Below are 16,438 nucleotides of genomic sequence, written 5' to 3' on the forward strand. Positions count from 1 at the left end.
CTTATCCTCTCCGTTCCAAGATAAAGTAGACAATCGCAAAGATGAAAATCAAGGCAGCTATGCTAATAAAGACTTGACCCATGTAAAGAGTGAGAGACCCCATATACCCAATGATAACTGTTAGGATCATCAGTGCGCCTAGTATAAAAACAAACATCAAGCTAGCTGCCTTGGCTAAATTAGCATAAAAGCGTTCGTCCGGAGTTTCCTTGACATTTTTCAAAGAGAAAAAACCAAATACAATCACTTCAATAACGAGGCCAATTCCCAAAATCCATTCTCTAATACCAGAACTTTCGCTTGGGGTCGCAACCCAAATTCCTACTGTATAAAAAATGCTTGCTGCAAATACAAGTACCGTGTAAAGCTTAGCAGATAAGTCAAAAATAATCTTTCCCTTACCTTTCTGACTCATATGTAGCCAGCTCCAAATAGCTACAATTTGACCTGGCAATGAAATACCAGTAATAACTAACTTGGGTCCCCAACTAAGATTAGAACCAAATAAAACAATAAAATCAATAAAGAGAGCTACTGCAATCATTGCAATGAGGCCACGCATTTTTTGAATTTTTTTCATGATAGACTCCTTTTTTGTGTTATAAATATATAACACTTAAATTTTATGTTATAAATATATCACATTTAAATTTGGAAAGCAAGAATTTATGTGCTAAGGTGGCAATTATTTGAAAAAATTTTTTAATAAAAGCCCTCGCTAGTCAAACAACTAAAGAATTCTTTGAAGCAATGCATCGGATTTGGTTTGGATAGTTTCGTTAATAATATTTGATGATAAGGAATTTTTGGAAAATCTAGATACTGTATGAATCTCTACTTTTTTTCTTAGACTGTTATAAAGTCTGTCAGAATAAGCTTTGTAGGTGTAGAAGTTAATTTTTACAGAGGTTAAGTAAGGATTTCAGTACACGTCAATAGATGTCAAAATACTGATTTTAAGCGATTTTTGATTTTTGGAAACTCATTATATCGCACTACAAATCAATAAAAACTCTACCTTTTACTCAACCCTTTTTAGATAAATATATCATCTGGATATTGAAGTTAAGCCCTGCTGTCATTTCGATGGCAGGGCTTTTTAATATTTGGTACACTAACTTCTTATCTATATTTTGGTGGATTTTAAGTTGACATCTACAAAGTTTAATGTTAGAATACATTCAAAAATATATTTGAATGAGGTGTTTTATGATTCAAAATGTTGTTACTTCAATAATCCTGTATTCTGGGACAGCCGTAGACTTACTTATTATCCTAATGTTATTTTTTGCCAAAAGAAAAAGCAGAAAAGACATCATTAACATCTATTTAGGACAATTTCTAGGCTCTGTTAGTCTAATATTGCTAAGTTTACTTTTTGCATTTGTCTTAAATTATATTCCTAGCAAAGAGATTTTAGGTTTGCTTGGTTTGATTCCAATTTTCCTAGGTCTCAAAGTTTTGCTTTTAGGAGATTCTGATGGAGAAACTATTGCCAAAGAAGGTTTGCGCAAAGATAATAAAAACCTGATATTTCTAGTCGCTATGATTACTTTTGCAAGTTGTGGCGCTGACAATATTGGTGTCTTTGTCCCATATTTTACTACCTTAAATTTAGCAAATTTGATAGTAGCTTTACTTACTTTTCTAGTCATGATTTATCTCTTGGTTTTTTCTGCCCAAAAATTAGCACAAGTCCCTTCTGTTGGAGAAATTTTGGAAAAATATAGCAGATGGTTTATTGCCGTTGTCTATTTAGGATTGGGGATATATATCCTGATTGAAAATAACAGTTTTGACATACTATGGACTATATTAGGCTAGGAGAAAATATTATGAAAAAAGATAGTATCTGCCAAGTGAATGTTATAAATCAGCAAAATATTACAACCGCAACGAACTACCTTGAAAAGGAAAAAGTCCAAAAATCACTTCGCATTTTAACAAAATTTACCGATAATAAGCAGATAAATATCATCTTCTATCTTCTTGCTGTTGAAGAACTCTGTGTCTGTGATATAGCCTGTTTACTAAATCTCAGTGTGGCATCTACTTCTCACCATCTTCGTAAACTAGCCAATCAAAACATCTTGGACACTAGAAGAGAGGGGAAAATTATATATTATTTTATAAAAGATAAGGAAATCAGAGATTTTTTTAATCAACTAGGATAACAACTATTTTTACTACTTTTCCATGATTCTAGGGAGCTACTCTATGAAATTTTTTGATGAAAATTACTCACAAGAAATACATACTCGTATCAAATCTTTAAGAGAAAAATATAATTTAAAGCAAAGCTACCTAGGTAATGCAGGTCAAGTTAGCCAAGTTGAAAAGGGAGAAATTTGAAAGAAAATGTATCTTTGATAGTAGTCATTTATTGTGAAATATGATATATTTATTAATTAGATGGATGAATATTTCTAAAGTTAAATAAAATATGACAGATACATGTTTTTTAGTGTATCTTGTTTGTACTCAAAGTATGAAATGAATATCTAATATTTAAGATTAATAAATATTATACGATGAGATAGAATGCTACAAAATGAAAGGCGATGTAATCTGATGAAGAAAGATAGATTAATTGCATTGACAGATGCTGTTATAGCAATTATTATGACCATTTTGATTTTAGAGTTAGAAAAGCCAACGACACCAAGTCTTCAAGCTTTTTGGGATTTACGGCAAAATTTCTTTGCTTATTTTCTTTCCTTTTTCTGGTTGGGATCGTTATGGATGGCACTAAACACATTATGGGAAAAGGTTGAGAGAATTTCCCCACAAATTGTTTGGTGGAATTTGTATCTTTTATTTTTTGTTTCATTTATGCCCTATGCTACTGGAATCGTTAGTAGTCATTTCATGAACCATACGGCACAGCTCTTTTACGGATTAATCGTTGTTGCTTCAACAGTAGCCAACTGGTTTTTACATAAAGTAATTGATAAACCCAATATGGATCAGAAAGAATTACTTGAAGCTACCGCACAATATAGAAAGTTATTGATACCTGACCTAATAATTAAAGGAGTGGGATTGATTCTATCCTTAATTCTCTATCCTCCGATTATGATGTATAGTGTTTTAATTGCGGCATTTTACATCATAACTTTAAAAACACTATCTGAAAAAAGAGTGAATAACTAAAAAACGGTGACCAAAGTTAGGTGTATTATTTTAATGATTACAGACCTAAACTATTCCCCTATTTAGAATCTATTAATTCATATTTTATAAATTAATTAGTAGATATCGTTCTTAAAATCCTTCATATTTCGCTGTTTTTAGTCCAACTGAAACGCATACTTTTCAAACCAGATTTTAAGAAAGCTCGTAAAGCTAGGTAGTTTTCTAAACGTTAAAAACTAGCTACAATACAGCATTTACAACACTTCATGGTTCACACCATGGGGTGTTTTTGATGATTTTAAGCAAAATTCACACCATTTAATTGAAAGTTATTTAAATTAGATGAAAATTTGTTTGCTGAAAAAGTGGGAAAACATTGATTTTAAGCGAATTTTGAAATATATTCGAATGGGAGTTTTTAAAATCATGTTTCGGTTGTAAAAGTACCAAACTGGACTCTCCATAGGAGGGTGATATCATCTGCTAATAGATTGTCTTCTAGTAGTTCCATTTTGCGTTTTGGGACAGGTTTAGGGCCTTCCATATCAAGATTAGGAAAGATATAGGGCTTGACAGGGTAGTCTTTATAGACAGTATCAAAAGTAGTATTCATAATTTTTTTCTTTCTAATTTATCCCTATTAGTCTAAAAAATTTAAAAATTTTATAGTCTGTCAAGTTTTTTTCTTGACACCTGTCAGAAATCTGCTATAATAGAACATGTGCTAAATAGCTCAGCTATTTCACTCAAATAAAAAATAAGAAAAGAGACTTTAAAAATGGCAGTTAAAATCCGTTTGACTCGTATGGGTTCTAAGAAAAAACCTGTCTACCGTATTAACGTAGCAGATTCACGTTCACCACGTGACGGACGTTTCATCGAAACAGTTGGAACTTACAACCCACTTGTTGCTGAAAACCAAGTAACATTGAAAGAAGACCGCGTTCTTGCATGGTTGGCTGATGGAGCTCAACCTTCAGATACAGTTCGCAACATCCTTTCAAAAGAAGGTGTATTGAAGAAATTCCACGATTCTAAATTCTCAAAATAAGTTTAAAGTAGGTTGACAGATGGATACGATTGAAAATCTCATTATTGCGATTGTGAAACCCTTGATTTCACAACCAGATGCCTTAACTATCAAGATTGAAGATACACCAGAATTTTTGGAATATCACTTGGATCTTGATCAAAGCGATGTGGGTCGTGTAATCGGTCGTAAGGGTCGCACTATTTCTGCGATAAGAACGATTGTCTACTCTGTCCCAACTGAAGACAAAAAAGTAAGAATCGTTATTGACGAAAAATAAGAAGAGCGGGACAGAAGTCTCGCTTTTTTATGAGGAATAGAGGATGAAAGATTTAACGTTTAGACAATTACAAGACTACTTACTCGAACATTACCAGCAGTCTAGGACTGAGGAAGGTCTTTTTATCAAGCTAGTGGAGGAAGTCGGAGAAGTAGCCGAAGTTTTGAATGGGCGCTCTGGTCGAAAAGAGGGGGTTCAAGATTCGAACGAGGAACTAGCAAAAGAACTGGCTGATATTATTCACTACACCGTCGCAATCGCAGCTATTAATCATATTGACCTTACCAAGACTATCTTTGAGAAAGACAAAATTGCAGCTATTAAGTACCAACATGAACGAGATTTGGAAGGTTTTTTGAAGGGGAACACCTAAGACAAAAAGAAATGATTTTTTTCTTAATAAAGAAGGCATAAAATACCAATCCTAGAAATAGCATCTAGGATTCTACTTATGCTAAAATGGAAAGACAGTCTCAAAGAATTCTAGTCAATCAATCTTGAGAATAGCTTTTTTTAAAGGGAGTAACCATCTATGAACGAGAAAACAAAAGCTTACCTAGCAGCCTTATTCTTTTCAGCCATCATTGGATTTTCTTTTTTATTTACTAAGATTGCTTTAGGCTATGCCAGTCCTCTCACAAACTTAGCGCATCGCTATACAATCGCAGCTTTAGTAATGGTCGTTCTTCATCAAACCAAACTTATCAAACTGAGTTTAAGTAGAAAAGATATTCTTTCTATTCTTCCTATGAGTCTTTTCTATCCGCTTTTCTTTTTTATTTTTCAATCCTTTGCTTTACAGTATATATCGTCTTCTGAAGCTGGAATTTTACAGGCTCTTGTCCCGATTTTTACTCTCCTTTTAGCATCGGCCTTTCTCAAGGAAAAGACAAGCTTTCTTCAAAAATTCTTTTTATTTTTATCCGTAGCAGGAGTAGTTTTCATCTTCCTTAGTAAAGGAGCGAACTTTGGTACTGAGACTGCTAGTTTTGGCTTTCTCTTGATGTTGGGATCTGTTCTCGCCAATGCAATAAACAATATCCTCAGCAAGGCTAAAGGAGATCGCTATCGGGCCATGGATATGACAGCTGTTGTGATATTTGTTGGCTTCGTCACCTTTAATACGCTGAGTCTGACCTCGCACTATCTAGATGGCAACATATTAGCTTACTTTGTGCCGTTCGGACAGCTTCCTTATCTGATTTCCATCCTTTATCTGGGAATTTTAGCCTCTATCGTTACTGGTAGTCTCTCTATCTATGCTATTGTTCGACTTGGAGCATCAACCGTCAGTGTCTTTGGAAATCTTGGAACAGTTTTGACTATTCTAGCCGGAGCTCTTATCCTCCACGAACCAATTTTTAGTTATCATGTGATCGGAGCAACTTTGATTATTGCTGGAATTTTAGGTATGAATCTGATGAGAAAATAGTAAAGATTGCTTAGCAGTCTTTTTCTTTATCTAGATGATGCAGAAAATTCAAAATTTTTAATGAAATTATGTTTAGAAAACGATGATTTTAATTTAGCATGATAAAATAGATAAAAGAATGATACTAGGATAAAGAGGAGAGAGTGTAGGAATGAAGCGAAATGATATAGCTGAAGCTATTGCTTTTTATAACAGAGAACCCGAGACTTTGGTACGTCACATTATACCAGTCTTAAATTGTGATTTGGCTGTTTATCATCGCCCTGGAAGCTCAAGTAAGGGTCACATTATTTTTTATCATGGAGCTTGTGGTCGTAGTCAGATGTGGGCCCACCAGTATGATGCCTTTGAAGGATTTGACCTCTACTTTGTCAATGTTAGAGGACAGGGGGAATCACCTATGAAAGTTGGTCTACCTGACTTGGAAGGCGCTGTTCAAGATGTAGATGCTATTTTGTCCTATTTCCAGTTAGATGAGGTGATATTGGTCGGACATTCTTGGGGAGGAAATCCACTTCAAGAGTACACCTATCGTCATCCAGATCGAGTTCTAGCCTTGGTCATGGTAGACAGTTGGGGACAGCATCGTTACCTATCAGATAAAGAAAGAAATCGCATAAAATATAGTTCTCTTATGTATAAAACGATTCCTTGGAAGGTGATTGCAGACAAGAACTCAAAGATGTGTACAGATAATCCTATCACAAGAGAATTGGTCAAGACGGCCATTATAGAAACTGGGCGAGATGTTTTTTTGAACCTTGGAATCACCGGTTTTTTGTCTGTCCATGAGATAGAAGGTTATCATGGAAATCCCCCCATGCTATTAGTAAGAGGTGAAAACGATTTTCCCAAACACCTAAAGAAAATCTATGATGGTATCATTGCTTTAAATCCCAATGCGCGTCAAGTAACGGTTTCAGATAGCAAACACCAACCTATGAATGACCATCCTGAAGAGTTTAATCGGCTTATTGGTGAATTTTTTGAAGAAGTAGTAGGCCCGTAAGATAGTATCTATCCAACTTGTGAAAATCCCTGGAACGTGATAAAATAAAGGGTAAGGGTATATAATAAATCATTGTATAGAATGAGTGGTTTCTTTATGAAGAGGTTTGAAGTATCTACAGAAATTGGTAGTCTCTCTGTGACTTATCAAAAGCAAAAGAAAGTGCTAGTTTGTTTAAGTGGCGCAGGTTTGCTACCAAGTTATGAAAATTTTTCACTTATACTTGAAAAACTTCCTCCTACAATTGGTTATTTGACTATTGATTTTCCGAACACAGGTAGGAGTCCGATTCATGACCAAGCTGGAAAAAATCTAGATAATCTTGCAGATGCGGTTTATGAAGTACTTGAAGAATTAGGGATTTCTGAATATATACTTTGTGTACATAGTTTGAGTGGAATTTTAGCTTGTAAATTACTCAAGAAACCAATTAAGTGTCAGGCTTTAGTAGTAATTGAACCGACAACTAAAAACGTCATGTTTGCTGATTTTTCAGAAAATCCTTATCCAGAAATGGAAGAGCAGATGAGGCTGATTGACGAGTGTGGTCCTGAACTTTATTTTAAGAACTTAACTCAAGCAACATTTAGCCCTGAAATGAATAAAGAAATCTGGGAAATAATGCAAGAAAAAGGCTCAGAGTTGGAAAATCAAGATCCAGGATTTCAGATATCTGGAGAGATTACTGAGGAAGATTTTGAGAATTTGTCGATAGAAGCTCATACCCCTGTATTTATTTTTTGTCAGGCTTATAGAGAAAAAGAGTACAGAGAATCAGAATATTGGACTTCCAATACTAAACTCATTTTAGGAGGGAATCACCATTATTTACAATGGTCAGAATCAGAAAAAATTGTGGCTATTATTCGAGAATTGTCAGAATAAGTAAGATGGAAAGAAGGAGAGTACAGGAGACAAGATGAACTACTTTAATGTTGGGAAAATCGTCAATACGCAGGGGTTACAGGGTGAGATGCGAGTCTTGTCTGTGACGGATTTTGCAGAAGAACGGTTTAAAAAAGGCGCTGAGCTGGCTTTATTTGATGAAAAAGATCAGTTTGTCCAAACAGTGACTATCGCTAACCACCGTAAACAGAAGAATTTTGACATTATTAAATTCAAAGATATGTACCATATCAACGCTATTGAAAAATTCAAGGGGTACAGTCTCAAGGTCGCTGAGGAAGATTTGAATGACCTAGACGATGGTGAATTTTATTATCATGAGATTATTGGTTTGGAAGTCTATGAGGGTGATAACTTGATTGGAACCATCAAGGAAATCCTGCAACCAGGTGCCAACGATGTCTGGGTGGTCAAGCGAAAAGGTAAACGTGACTTGCTCTTGCCTTATATCCCACCAGTGATTCTCAATGTTGATATTCCAAATAACCGCGTCGATGTGGAAATCTTAGAAGGGTTAGACGATGAAGATTGATATTTTAACCCTTTTTCCAGAGATGTTTTCTCCGCTAGAGCACTCAATCGTTGGAAAGGCTCGAGAAAAGGGGCTCTTGGATATCCAGTATCATAACTTCCGAGAAAGTGCTGAAAAGGCCCGCCATGTCGACGATGAGCCCTACGGAGGCGGTCAGGGGATGTTGCTCCGAGCTCAACCCATTTTCGATGCCTTTGATGCTATTGAAAAGAAAAATCCGCGCGTCATTCTCCTCGATCCAGCTGGAAAGCAGTTTAATCAGGCTTATGCTGAAGATTTGGCGAAAGAAGAGGAACTTATCTTTATCTGCGGGCATTACGAGGGCTATGATGAGCGCATCAAGACCTTGGTAACCGATGAAATTTCCTTAGGAGACTATGTCTTGACTGGTGGGGAATTGGCGGCCATGACCATGATTGATGCTACGGTTCGCCTGATTCCAGAAGTGATTGGCAAGGAGTCTAGCCACCAAGATGATAGTTTTTCTTCTGGCCTTCTCGAATATCCTCAGTACACACGTCCCTATGATTATCGAGGTATGGTCGTGCCAGATGTTCTGATGAGTGGTCACCATGAAAAGATTCGTCAGTGGCGCCTGTATGAGAGTTTAAAGAAAACCTACGAGCGCAGACCTGATTTGCTAGAAAATTACCAACTGACACCAGAAGAAGAAAAAATGCTGGCAGAAATTAAAGAAAACAAAGAATAAAGGAGAAACCTATGCAAGTAATCAAACGTGACGGAGAAATTGCTGAATTTAATCCAGATAAGATTTACCAAGCCATCTTAAAGGCAGCCCAGACCGTCTATGTATTGACAGATGATTTGCGTCAAAACCTTGCACAAGTCACTAAGAAAGTGGTTTTGGATTTGGAAGAAGCCAAGGTGGAACGTGCCACTATCAGCATGATTCAGTCTATGGTTGAACATCGTTTACTGGGTGCAGGTTACATTACCATTGCAGAACACTACATTTCCTATCGTCTACAACGTGATTTGGAAAGAAGTGGTTATGGAGATCATATCGCGGTTCATTTACATTTTGAACAAGTTCGTTAAGAAAAAAGAGTGGGATGAAGGAAGACATCTCACTCTTTCTTAAATCTATTTTTTTGGGCTGTTTGGACAGTTGAGGGGACAAAGCGAAGGCGTTGAATATCGCTTATGCGGATAATACGACTCACATTTTTGGCAAAATTTTTCACGATAATTTGCTGGCGTTGCTGATCGTATTTGATGATATCACCTGTAAAACTTGTCTCTGATAAGATAAGGTGAACAGCGGTTTGTTTCTGGATAGCCTCTTCAATAGTAGCCGTAAGGGAGTTGCTTTCAGTCTGGTCTTGTTGGTCATGTCCATTTAAAAAATCATGTATTTTATCTAGAACTTGCTGGAATTTATGTTTCATATTGGCCTCCCTTCTTTGATATCAATATTATATAAAATTTTCCTAAAATCTACAAGATTTTACGAATAGTCAGATGAAAGCTAAAAAAGGAGAAGAAAATGGCAGAATTTACATTTGAAATTGAAGAGCACTTGTTGACTCTTTCTGAAAACGAAAAAGGTTGGACTAAGGAAATCAACCGTGTGAGCTTTAATGGTGCCCCTGCAAAGTTTGATATTCGTGCTTGGAGCCCAGACCATACTAAAATGGGCAAAGGAATTACTCTCTCTAATGAAGAATTTCAAACCATGGTGGATGCTTTTAAAGGAAACTAAGTTTTCAAAATGAAAGAAAAGGATACTGAGTCATTACAACTCGATATCCTTTTTAGTTAGTAAAGTAAGCCTGATTTTTAAGGCGTTGAAGTAGTGGACGGCTAATAAAACTAATAGCAATAATTTTACCAAGATCTGGGATGATAAAGGGAAATACCCCCACAGCAAGAGCTTTTTCAAATAGCATTCCAGCTAGGAAATGCAAGCCAATGATTCCACCGACAAAGACAAGGGCATCACCCAAGAGATTTGCAAGAAAAATCTTGACAACTCCACTCTTGCTGTTAGTTATGGAAGAAGTAAGTCCAGAGTATACAAGATAAAACCAAAGATAACCTGCAGTAGGACCAACCAACGCCTGCAATCCAGCTCCACCTCCTGCAAAGACAGGAAGACCGATAGCACCTAGAAGAAGATAGAGTCCAACAGAAAGTACAGCCTCTCTCGGTCTAAAGACAGTAGCAATCAAGCCGATTGCAAAGTTTTGCAGAGTGAAGGGAACAGGTCCAATTGGAAGACTGATTTGTGCCAAAACAGCAACGAGAGCAGCTCCAATAGCAGGGATAGCATAAACGTGAGCTTTTTTCATAATAGTTAACCTCTTTTCTGATGTATAGTAACTATTATACTCGTAGAGGAATCATTGTCAACCGATTTTTAAAAACAAGGTAACAAAAGCTGTAACGGCCGATTTTGCTTATTGGTTAAGTTGGATAATTTTTTTGTAGATTCGAAAATTGCCTTTATAGATAATCTCATTTTATCAATAACAAATATACTATAAATAATTGACAAACTAAAAAATAAGTGATATATTAACAAATGTAAACGAATACATTTGAATGTGTTCAATTTTAAAAGGAGGGGTAGTTATGAGATATTTTAACGACTCTAGATATCATAACGGTGATTAAAAACCTAAATATAATCAATTCATATTAAAGTAATATGGAGGGACTAAAAAGGGGACTATTGCTTATTCTTCATCAAATATTTTAATTCAAGGAGAAGTAAAATAAAAAAAGAATGAGTAAGAAAGCATCTGTTTTTCTAGCCGCAAGTGTTTTAAGTTTTAGCTTTGCTACTGTAGCTAGTGTTGTTAGTCCAACTACAGCACACCCTGCTCCAAGTCCCATTATTGATGTATGGGAATATGGTGTAAATGATAACTCTGGTTATTCGAATTACTTTGTTAGTTCTCCAGATAATATTGGTTCAAAATCTTCAGTAACGAATTTTTGGGGAACAGTTAAAGCTCACGATAAACAAGATTATGGATGGGCATATTCAAGTGCTACAAAATCTTGGAGCGATGCTCGATTAAATGCATATTGGGATTATTATAGATTTTAAAAATAATTTATGAAAACAGGAGACCCAATTATAAAATAGGGTCTCTTGTAATATGGTAAGTGCTTATGAAATTAAAATTATGTATCATTGGCTTCTTCTTCTGTTTGATTGCTGCAATTGGTTGGGTCACTATTAGCGATACCGAAATGCCCATACCTTTACCAATTGATGGTGCTTTTTCTATTCAAGGAAAAAGCAATCTTTCTAATAACGAAATATACGAAATGGTTCGTGACTTATCAAAAAAGGAAAAGGTTACCATTTACAAGCCCATCGTTCAGAGTTCTGGTCAGTTGAAGTATGTAAATTTTGATGATGTAAATAATGAACAATTAAAGTCAGCACCAATAATAGGGATGTATTACACCCTTGGGGAAATGGATATAGATAGTTTGAAACCACTTACGATGACGGGGTTGCAAACAGTATATATGGCTTATCCTTGGTATATAGGAGGAATCTTACAATTTACTGGAACTTTAAGAATACTGTTAATGGGTTCAATTTACTTAACTTTATTAGTTGTGTTATTTGTTGTTAGAACGAAGCAGATTAAAGAAGGAGTGATACGACGTTCTTTGGGCTTGCCTGTATACGAACTAAAAAGAGATTATGGCATTTCTCTTATTTTTGAACTGATTATGATAGCTTTATGGATGATTTCTTACAGTTCTTTTTTGGGAAATGGTTTCTTCACCTATAGTTCTAAGTTATTTTTCTCTCTGCTTTTAACGAATTTTATACTATTTCAAATCATTGATTTCATCACCTTTGTTTTATTTTGGTTGACGATTCAGGTTGAAAAGCCTATTGAAATTATCAAAAACAAGGCAAAAAATAAGCTTATTTTTGTCGTATGGCTTGCCATTATTTCGATTATCATCCTTATCTCAGGAATTTTTTTACAAGAAACAAAGAGTAGTCAATCCAGTATTAACATCCAGATACAGAATTTAGTACCATGGGACACAGTAAAAGACTGGAGAAGGATTGAGTTCCTTGGAATTGAAAGTAACTCTACTAAAAATGGAGAAGTTAATGATTCGGATGGTCAGTATCTACAGATCGCTGCTTCCTTAAAAAACTTAGATTATTTATATATAGATCGATCCTCAGCATATGTTCCAGATTTCATGAAAACTTCACATGTTATGGAAGACTTTTCTAAACAATTAGAAAATGACGGAATAACGAATCCAGAAATAAATAAAGAGTTGATTTATATCAATCAAACAGGTGCTAACCTACAAAATAAAGTGAATGGAACAAACTATCATCTTTTAGATAATAAGATAGCAACCATCTATATTCCTGAGAAATGGAAAGAAAATCAGAAATCTATTGAAAATACAGTTGTAGCAGAACAATTTATTGGAACAAACTATACAAAAGAAGAAATTGCAGTACAAATAATTCCTGATGGGGATAAAATTTTTTATTTCAATGAAGATACTGATGATAGTCATAAAATGAAAGAGTTTTTACCAATGGCAAGTGTAGCAGATAGCAAAGATAACATTGTTGTTGTGTTAGATACGGACAAAATGATTGAAAACAACAAGTTTTCTTTGGCTAGTAATATAACACATAAGTCTCTTTTTAGTCCTGAGGCGGTAAAGAAAATAAATGAGATGGCTACCCAGTTGAATTTTTCAATGAATCCAGTAGATGTTTACCAAATTGTGAAATTAAAGATCCAGTCCTTAGAGCACCAAATTCTACTTTCACAAATCTTGCAGAAGATAATTTACAGTATTGTCTTTATACTCATTTATCAATATGTCCAACTTTATATTGCCCTAAAACAGAATGAATATGTGAAGAAAATCATTTTAGGTCTGTCAAAAACATATATAGCAATTTCAAGTCTCAAGTATTTTATGATGACTATTACAATCGTTATCCTATTTACATTTCTTATGACAGGTCAAATAGAGTTGCTATATATTGGTCTTGCTTCTCTGCTCGTTTTGATGTTGTCAATAATCATGAGTTTTAGAAAATTATCTGAAAGCTACACTAAAATTTTAAAAGGAGATGAAACATGACAATTGACCTTTTGAACGTTTCAAAAAGTTTCGGCTCAAAAAAGATCTTTACAGACTTAAATTTAAGATTTGAATCTGGAAAAAGTTATGGATTGATTGGAGGTTCCGGATCTGGTAAAAGCACCCTTCTTAATATTATAGGAAGATTAGAAAAAATTGACAGTGGGAATGTTTTAGTTGATAAACAAGATATTTGGAAGATAAAAGAAAGAACTTTTTTTAAAAATACTGTTGGATATGTATTTCAGAATTATTCTTTAATAGATAACAAAACAGTATATGATAATTTGAAACTTATCACTAAAGACAAAAAAACAATAACTGATGTACTTGAAAAAGTAGGACTGTCAAGTGACTACTTACATCAAAAAATATATGAATTGTCTGGAGGGCAGGCTCAACGTGTAGCTATTGCCAGAATGTTAATGAAACCACGTAAAATTATCTTAGCAGATGAACCCACAGGAGCTTTAGATGGTGAGATTGGAAAAGAAATTATTCGTTTATTATTAAATGAGACAGCTGAAGACAAATATGTTATTATAGCGACACATGATCCAGCTGTCTATAATAAAGTTGATGTGATCATTGATATGAAAGATATAGGGGATAATGTATGAAAAAGATAATTTATATTGCTTTGATCTTTGTAGCTGGGCTACTTGCTATTTTCTTCTTTGGAAAACAAATGATCACAAAAGAAAATACCAATAAACCAACACTGGAGTTAATAGTCTATACGCTTTCTTCTAGTGATACAGAAAAATGGAATAAAGTGAGACAAGTAGAAACGGAAGAAGCTATATACTTCATAACTGTGAAAGAATTAGCATCTTCAGAAGAAGTATTTTCAAACATCATTGCAAATGGAGCTGCTGCGGGGTTCGGAGTTCGTGAAGAAGAAGTGAAGAAATTCAATAATGGTTTAGGAGACACTATAGAGGACTCTAAGCATAATAAACTAATTGATATAGAATTTTTTACTTTTTCTAATGCTGACGAGGGATTTGTAGTAGCAAATTTTGACTACGGTAATGAAGAGTTGAATTCTCAGAAAAAAGATATAAAAGTGTTATATAAAAAAATATATGAATCTTTTAAAGAAAAGAATAAATGATTGTGTTATAATCCTTATATTTTGCTATGGCTTGCTAATTGATACTCTTCGAAAATCTCTTCAAACCACGTCAGCGTCGCCTTACCGTAGATAGGGTTAGTGACTTCGTCAGTTCTATCTACAACCTCAAAACGGTGTTTTGAGCAACCTGCGGCTAGCTTCCTAGTTTGCTTTTTGATTTTCATTGAGTATGATTTTTTCATATCTTATTTCAACATACTATAACATAAGACATAAGAAAACGAGTATCTCCAGCTACAGAAATACTCGCTTTTTGATATTTAGAAGTGTTTTTTGCTCTGCTTCTTTTGTTTCGATTAACGCATGGTTACAAATTCTTCAGATGCAGTTGGGTGAATCGCAACGGTTGCATCAAAGTCAGCCTTGGTTGCTCCCATTTTGATAGCAACGGCAAATCCTTGGATCATTTCATCAACGCCATAGCCAATTCCATGAAGTCCGACAACTTTTTCTTCTGAACCAGCTGTTATGAGTTTGAAACGGGATTCTTGTCTATTGCTAGTAACGGCAGAGTACATAGATGCAAAGCTTGATTTGTAAACCTTGATTTGATCTTGACCGTATTCTTTGATAGCTTTCTCTTCGGTCAAGCCAACCGTTCCGATAGCAGGGTGTGAAAAGACAACAGTTGGAATAGTTGAGTAGTCCATTTTAGCAGTTGTTTTGCCGTTAAAGAGACGTTCAGACAAAGTACGTCCAGCCTTGATAGCAACTGGAGTTAGTTCTTTTTCACCCGTTACATCACCTAGAGCGTAGATTCCCTCAACAACAGTATTTTGGTATTCATCTACTTGGATAAAGCCACGTTCGTTCAGAGTTACTCCAGCTTTTTCAAGTTGCAAGCTCTTAACGTTTGGACGGCGACCTGTAGCCCAGATAACTTGGCTAGCTGTGTGACTAGTACCATCTTCGAAATGAATGGTAATGCCTTCAGCAGTTTTTTCTAACTTGATAGGGACTTTGTGAGTATGAAGCGGCAAGTTTATTCTTTCCATTTCCTTGACCAGACCTTCAACGATGTAAGAATCAAAACCACGTAAAGGACGATCACGACGAACAAAGAGGTCTGTCTTGACACCAAAAGTGTGGAGTACTCCAGCCAATTCAACGGCGATATAACCAGCGCCTAGAATAGCAACTGACTCTGGCAATTCTTCCCAGGCAAATACATCATCAGAAGAACCACCTAGTTCAGCACCAGGAATATTTGGAATACTTGGATGGGCACCAGTAGCAATCACGATATGTTTAGCACGAATCAGTTCACCATTTACGCTGACAGTATGAGAATCTACAAATTCAGCATGACCTTCAATCAAGTCTACACCGTTGCGTTTAAAACTGCCATCATAAGAAGAACGAGCGCGATCAATGTAGGCTTCACGATTGTGACGTAGGGTTGCAAAGTCAAAGTTAAGATCAGTAGTCTTAAAGCCGTAGTCTTCTCCAAATTGATGGAAAGTCTCAGCGATTTGTGCTCCGTACCACATGATTTTTTTGGGAACACAACCGATGTTGACGCAAGTTCCACCGAGTTTCTTTTCCTCAATAACAGCTGCTTTGGCACCATGTTCGCCAGCACGGTTCATGGTAGCAATTCCCCCGCTACCTCCACCGATAGCAATGATATCGTATTCTCTCATTGAAAACTCCTTTGTACTCTGTGAAATAATAGAGTGTCATTTTTTGATAGTCATATTCTATCTTTTTTTTGATTTGATTGCAAAAATCTGCTACGTTCAAAAAAATTAGAGAAAAGGCTTGCAAAAAGGCAAAATAAAGTGTATTATATATCTAGTACAATAACAAAAAATAAATTCCGAACAATTATTGAATCCTGAAATGTCATTAT

At 35.3% G+C, this 16,438-nt stretch carries 25 protein-coding genes; 18 read left to right on the plus strand and 7 right to left on the minus strand.

The window, feature by feature from the left end; all coding sequences use genetic code 11:
• Position 1: 1 nt before the first annotated feature.
• Both ADI86_RS07275 and ADI86_RS12330 read right to left on the minus strand, forming a co-directional pair.
• The gene (locus tag ADI86_RS07275; RefSeq protein ID WP_049532385.1) at positions 2 to 580 is read right to left on the minus strand and encodes a DUF3796 domain-containing protein; all 579 of its coding nucleotides are present in this window, start codon (positions 578 to 580) and stop codon (positions 2 to 4) included.
• Between the two features lie 445 nt (positions 581 to 1,025).
• Positions 1,026 to 1,181, minus strand: coding sequence for a FanG protein (locus tag ADI86_RS12330; protein ID WP_079114811.1), 156 nt, complete (start codon positions 1,179 to 1,181; stop codon positions 1,026 to 1,028).
• Positions 1,182 to 1,209: 28 nt separating this feature from the next.
• Between ADI86_RS12330 and ADI86_RS07280 the strand changes: the two genes are divergently transcribed.
• From ADI86_RS07280 to ADI86_RS07290, 4 genes are all read left to right on the plus strand, one after another.
• A complete protein-coding gene (locus ADI86_RS07280; RefSeq protein WP_049532386.1) occupies positions 1,210 to 1,824 on the plus strand; it encodes a CadD family cadmium resistance transporter in 615 nt (204 codons plus the stop codon).
• A gap of 11 nt (positions 1,825 to 1,835) precedes the next feature.
• On the plus strand, positions 1,836 to 2,174 hold the full coding sequence (gene cadX, locus ADI86_RS07285) for a Cd(II)/Zn(II)-sensing metalloregulatory transcriptional regulator CadX (RefSeq protein WP_049532387.1): 339 nt from the start codon (positions 1,836 to 1,838) through the stop codon (positions 2,172 to 2,174).
• A 43-nt stretch (positions 2,175 to 2,217) separates the two neighbouring features.
• The gene (locus ADI86_RS12465; protein WP_275043693.1) at positions 2,218 to 2,352 is read left to right on the plus strand and encodes a hypothetical protein; all 135 of its coding nucleotides are present in this window, start codon (positions 2,218 to 2,220) and stop codon (positions 2,350 to 2,352) included.
• Between the two features lie 219 nt (positions 2,353 to 2,571).
• Entirely contained in the window at positions 2,572 to 3,153 is a 582-nt protein-coding gene (locus tag ADI86_RS07290) for a TMEM175 family protein (protein WP_049532425.1), read from the plus strand.
• A gap of 406 nt (positions 3,154 to 3,559) precedes the next feature.
• Here the strand turns inward: ADI86_RS07290 and ADI86_RS07295 are convergent, their stop codons facing one another.
• The gene (locus ADI86_RS07295) at positions 3,560 to 3,748 is read right to left on the minus strand and encodes a hypothetical protein (RefSeq protein WP_049532388.1); all 189 of its coding nucleotides are present in this window, start codon (positions 3,746 to 3,748) and stop codon (positions 3,560 to 3,562) included.
• Between the two features lie 165 nt (positions 3,749 to 3,913).
• On the opposite strand from ADI86_RS07295, the gene rpsP reads away from it, so the two are divergent.
• The 9 genes from rpsP (at position 3,914) to ADI86_RS07340 (ending at position 9,383) form a co-directional block, all read left to right on the plus strand.
• A complete protein-coding gene (gene rpsP, locus ADI86_RS07300; RefSeq protein ID WP_049532389.1) occupies positions 3,914 to 4,186 on the plus strand; it encodes a 30S ribosomal protein S16 in 273 nt (90 codons plus the stop codon).
• A 19-nt stretch (positions 4,187 to 4,205) separates the two neighbouring features.
• The gene (gene kphA, locus ADI86_RS07305; RefSeq protein ID WP_000379617.1) at positions 4,206 to 4,445 is read left to right on the plus strand and encodes an RNA-binding protein KphA; all 240 of its coding nucleotides are present in this window, start codon (positions 4,206 to 4,208) and stop codon (positions 4,443 to 4,445) included.
• 43 nt (positions 4,446 to 4,488) lie between these two features.
• Entirely contained in the window at positions 4,489 to 4,818 is a 330-nt protein-coding gene (locus ADI86_RS07310) for a MazG nucleotide pyrophosphohydrolase domain-containing protein (RefSeq protein WP_049532390.1), read from the plus strand.
• A 159-nt stretch (positions 4,819 to 4,977) separates the two neighbouring features.
• Positions 4,978 to 5,877, plus strand: a complete 900-nt coding sequence (locus ADI86_RS07315) for a DMT family transporter (RefSeq protein WP_049532391.1) — start codon at positions 4,978 to 4,980, stop codon at positions 5,875 to 5,877.
• A 151-nt stretch (positions 5,878 to 6,028) separates the two neighbouring features.
• Entirely contained in the window at positions 6,029 to 6,886 is an 858-nt protein-coding gene (locus ADI86_RS07320; protein WP_049532392.1) for an alpha/beta fold hydrolase, read from the plus strand.
• A gap of 96 nt (positions 6,887 to 6,982) precedes the next feature.
• Positions 6,983 to 7,771 (plus strand): alpha/beta fold hydrolase, encoded by a 789-nt coding sequence (locus ADI86_RS07325; RefSeq protein ID WP_049532393.1) that lies wholly within the window; start codon positions 6,983 to 6,985, stop codon positions 7,769 to 7,771.
• 34 nt (positions 7,772 to 7,805) lie between these two features.
• Positions 7,806 to 8,324, plus strand: a complete 519-nt coding sequence (gene rimM / locus ADI86_RS07330; protein ID WP_049532394.1) for a ribosome maturation factor RimM — start codon at positions 7,806 to 7,808, stop codon at positions 8,322 to 8,324.
• Complete coding sequence (gene trmD / locus ADI86_RS07335) at positions 8,314 to 9,033, plus strand: tRNA (guanosine(37)-N1)-methyltransferase TrmD (protein ID WP_049532395.1); 720 nt, start codon at positions 8,314 to 8,316, stop codon at positions 9,031 to 9,033. The genes rimM and trmD overlap by 11 nt, the downstream gene beginning before the upstream one ends.
• Before the next feature lie 11 nt (positions 9,034 to 9,044).
• A complete protein-coding gene (locus ADI86_RS07340) occupies positions 9,045 to 9,383 on the plus strand; it encodes an ATP cone domain-containing protein (RefSeq protein WP_001196041.1) in 339 nt (112 codons plus the stop codon).
• A gap of 29 nt (positions 9,384 to 9,412) precedes the next feature.
• Here the strand turns inward: ADI86_RS07340 and ADI86_RS07345 are convergent, their stop codons facing one another.
• Complete coding sequence (locus ADI86_RS07345; protein ID WP_049532396.1) at positions 9,413 to 9,733, minus strand: hypothetical protein; 321 nt, start codon at positions 9,731 to 9,733, stop codon at positions 9,413 to 9,415.
• A gap of 98 nt (positions 9,734 to 9,831) precedes the next feature.
• On the opposite strand from ADI86_RS07345, the gene ADI86_RS07350 reads away from it, so the two are divergent.
• Positions 9,832 to 10,047: a YdbC family protein gene (locus ADI86_RS07350; protein WP_000807422.1), complete on the plus strand. Its 216-nt coding sequence runs from the start codon at positions 9,832 to 9,834 to the stop codon at positions 10,045 to 10,047.
• Positions 10,048 to 10,099: 52 nt separating this feature from the next.
• On the opposite strand, the gene ADI86_RS07355 is transcribed toward ADI86_RS07350, so the two are convergent.
• Positions 10,100 to 10,636: a biotin transporter BioY gene (locus ADI86_RS07355; protein WP_049532397.1), complete on the minus strand. Its 537-nt coding sequence runs from the start codon at positions 10,634 to 10,636 to the stop codon at positions 10,100 to 10,102.
• A 437-nt stretch (positions 10,637 to 11,073) separates the two neighbouring features.
• Here ADI86_RS07355 and ADI86_RS07360 point away from each other — a divergent pair, with 437 nt between their 5' ends.
• The 4 genes from ADI86_RS07360 (at position 11,074) to ADI86_RS07375 (ending at position 14,565) form a co-directional block, all read left to right on the plus strand.
• Positions 11,074 to 11,400 carry a hypothetical protein gene (locus ADI86_RS07360; RefSeq protein WP_049532399.1) on the plus strand — a complete coding sequence of 109 codons (327 nt, stop codon included), beginning with the start codon at positions 11,074 to 11,076 and terminating at the stop codon, positions 11,398 to 11,400.
• Positions 11,401 to 11,465: 65 nt separating this feature from the next.
• Positions 11,466 to 13,448 carry an ABC transporter permease gene (locus ADI86_RS07365; protein ID WP_049532401.1) on the plus strand — a complete coding sequence of 661 codons (1,983 nt, stop codon included), beginning with the start codon at positions 11,466 to 11,468 and terminating at the stop codon, positions 13,446 to 13,448.
• Entirely contained in the window at positions 13,445 to 14,068 is a 624-nt protein-coding gene (locus ADI86_RS07370) for an ATP-binding cassette domain-containing protein (RefSeq protein WP_049532402.1), read from the plus strand. The genes ADI86_RS07365 and ADI86_RS07370 overlap by 4 nt, the downstream gene beginning before the upstream one ends.
• Positions 14,065 to 14,565, plus strand: a complete 501-nt coding sequence (locus tag ADI86_RS07375) for a hypothetical protein (protein ID WP_049532403.1) — start codon at positions 14,065 to 14,067, stop codon at positions 14,563 to 14,565. Before ADI86_RS07370 ends, ADI86_RS07375 begins: the two co-directional genes overlap by 4 nt.
• A gap of 14 nt (positions 14,566 to 14,579) precedes the next feature.
• On the opposite strand, the gene ADI86_RS12335 is transcribed toward ADI86_RS07375, so the two are convergent.
• Both ADI86_RS12335 and gor read right to left on the minus strand, forming a co-directional pair.
• Positions 14,580 to 14,750, minus strand: coding sequence for a hypothetical protein (locus ADI86_RS12335; RefSeq protein ID WP_049532427.1), 171 nt, complete (start codon positions 14,748 to 14,750; stop codon positions 14,580 to 14,582).
• A gap of 132 nt (positions 14,751 to 14,882) precedes the next feature.
• Positions 14,883 to 16,229: a glutathione-disulfide reductase gene (gor, locus tag ADI86_RS07385; protein WP_049532404.1), complete on the minus strand. Its 1,347-nt coding sequence runs from the start codon at positions 16,227 to 16,229 to the stop codon at positions 14,883 to 14,885.
• Positions 16,230 to 16,438 lie beyond the last annotated feature (209 nt).

The sequence above is a fragment of the Streptococcus pseudopneumoniae genome, from assembly GCF_001074975.1.
In the GTDB taxonomy this organism is placed as follows: Bacteria; Bacillota; Bacilli; order Lactobacillales; family Streptococcaceae; genus Streptococcus; species Streptococcus pseudopneumoniae_D.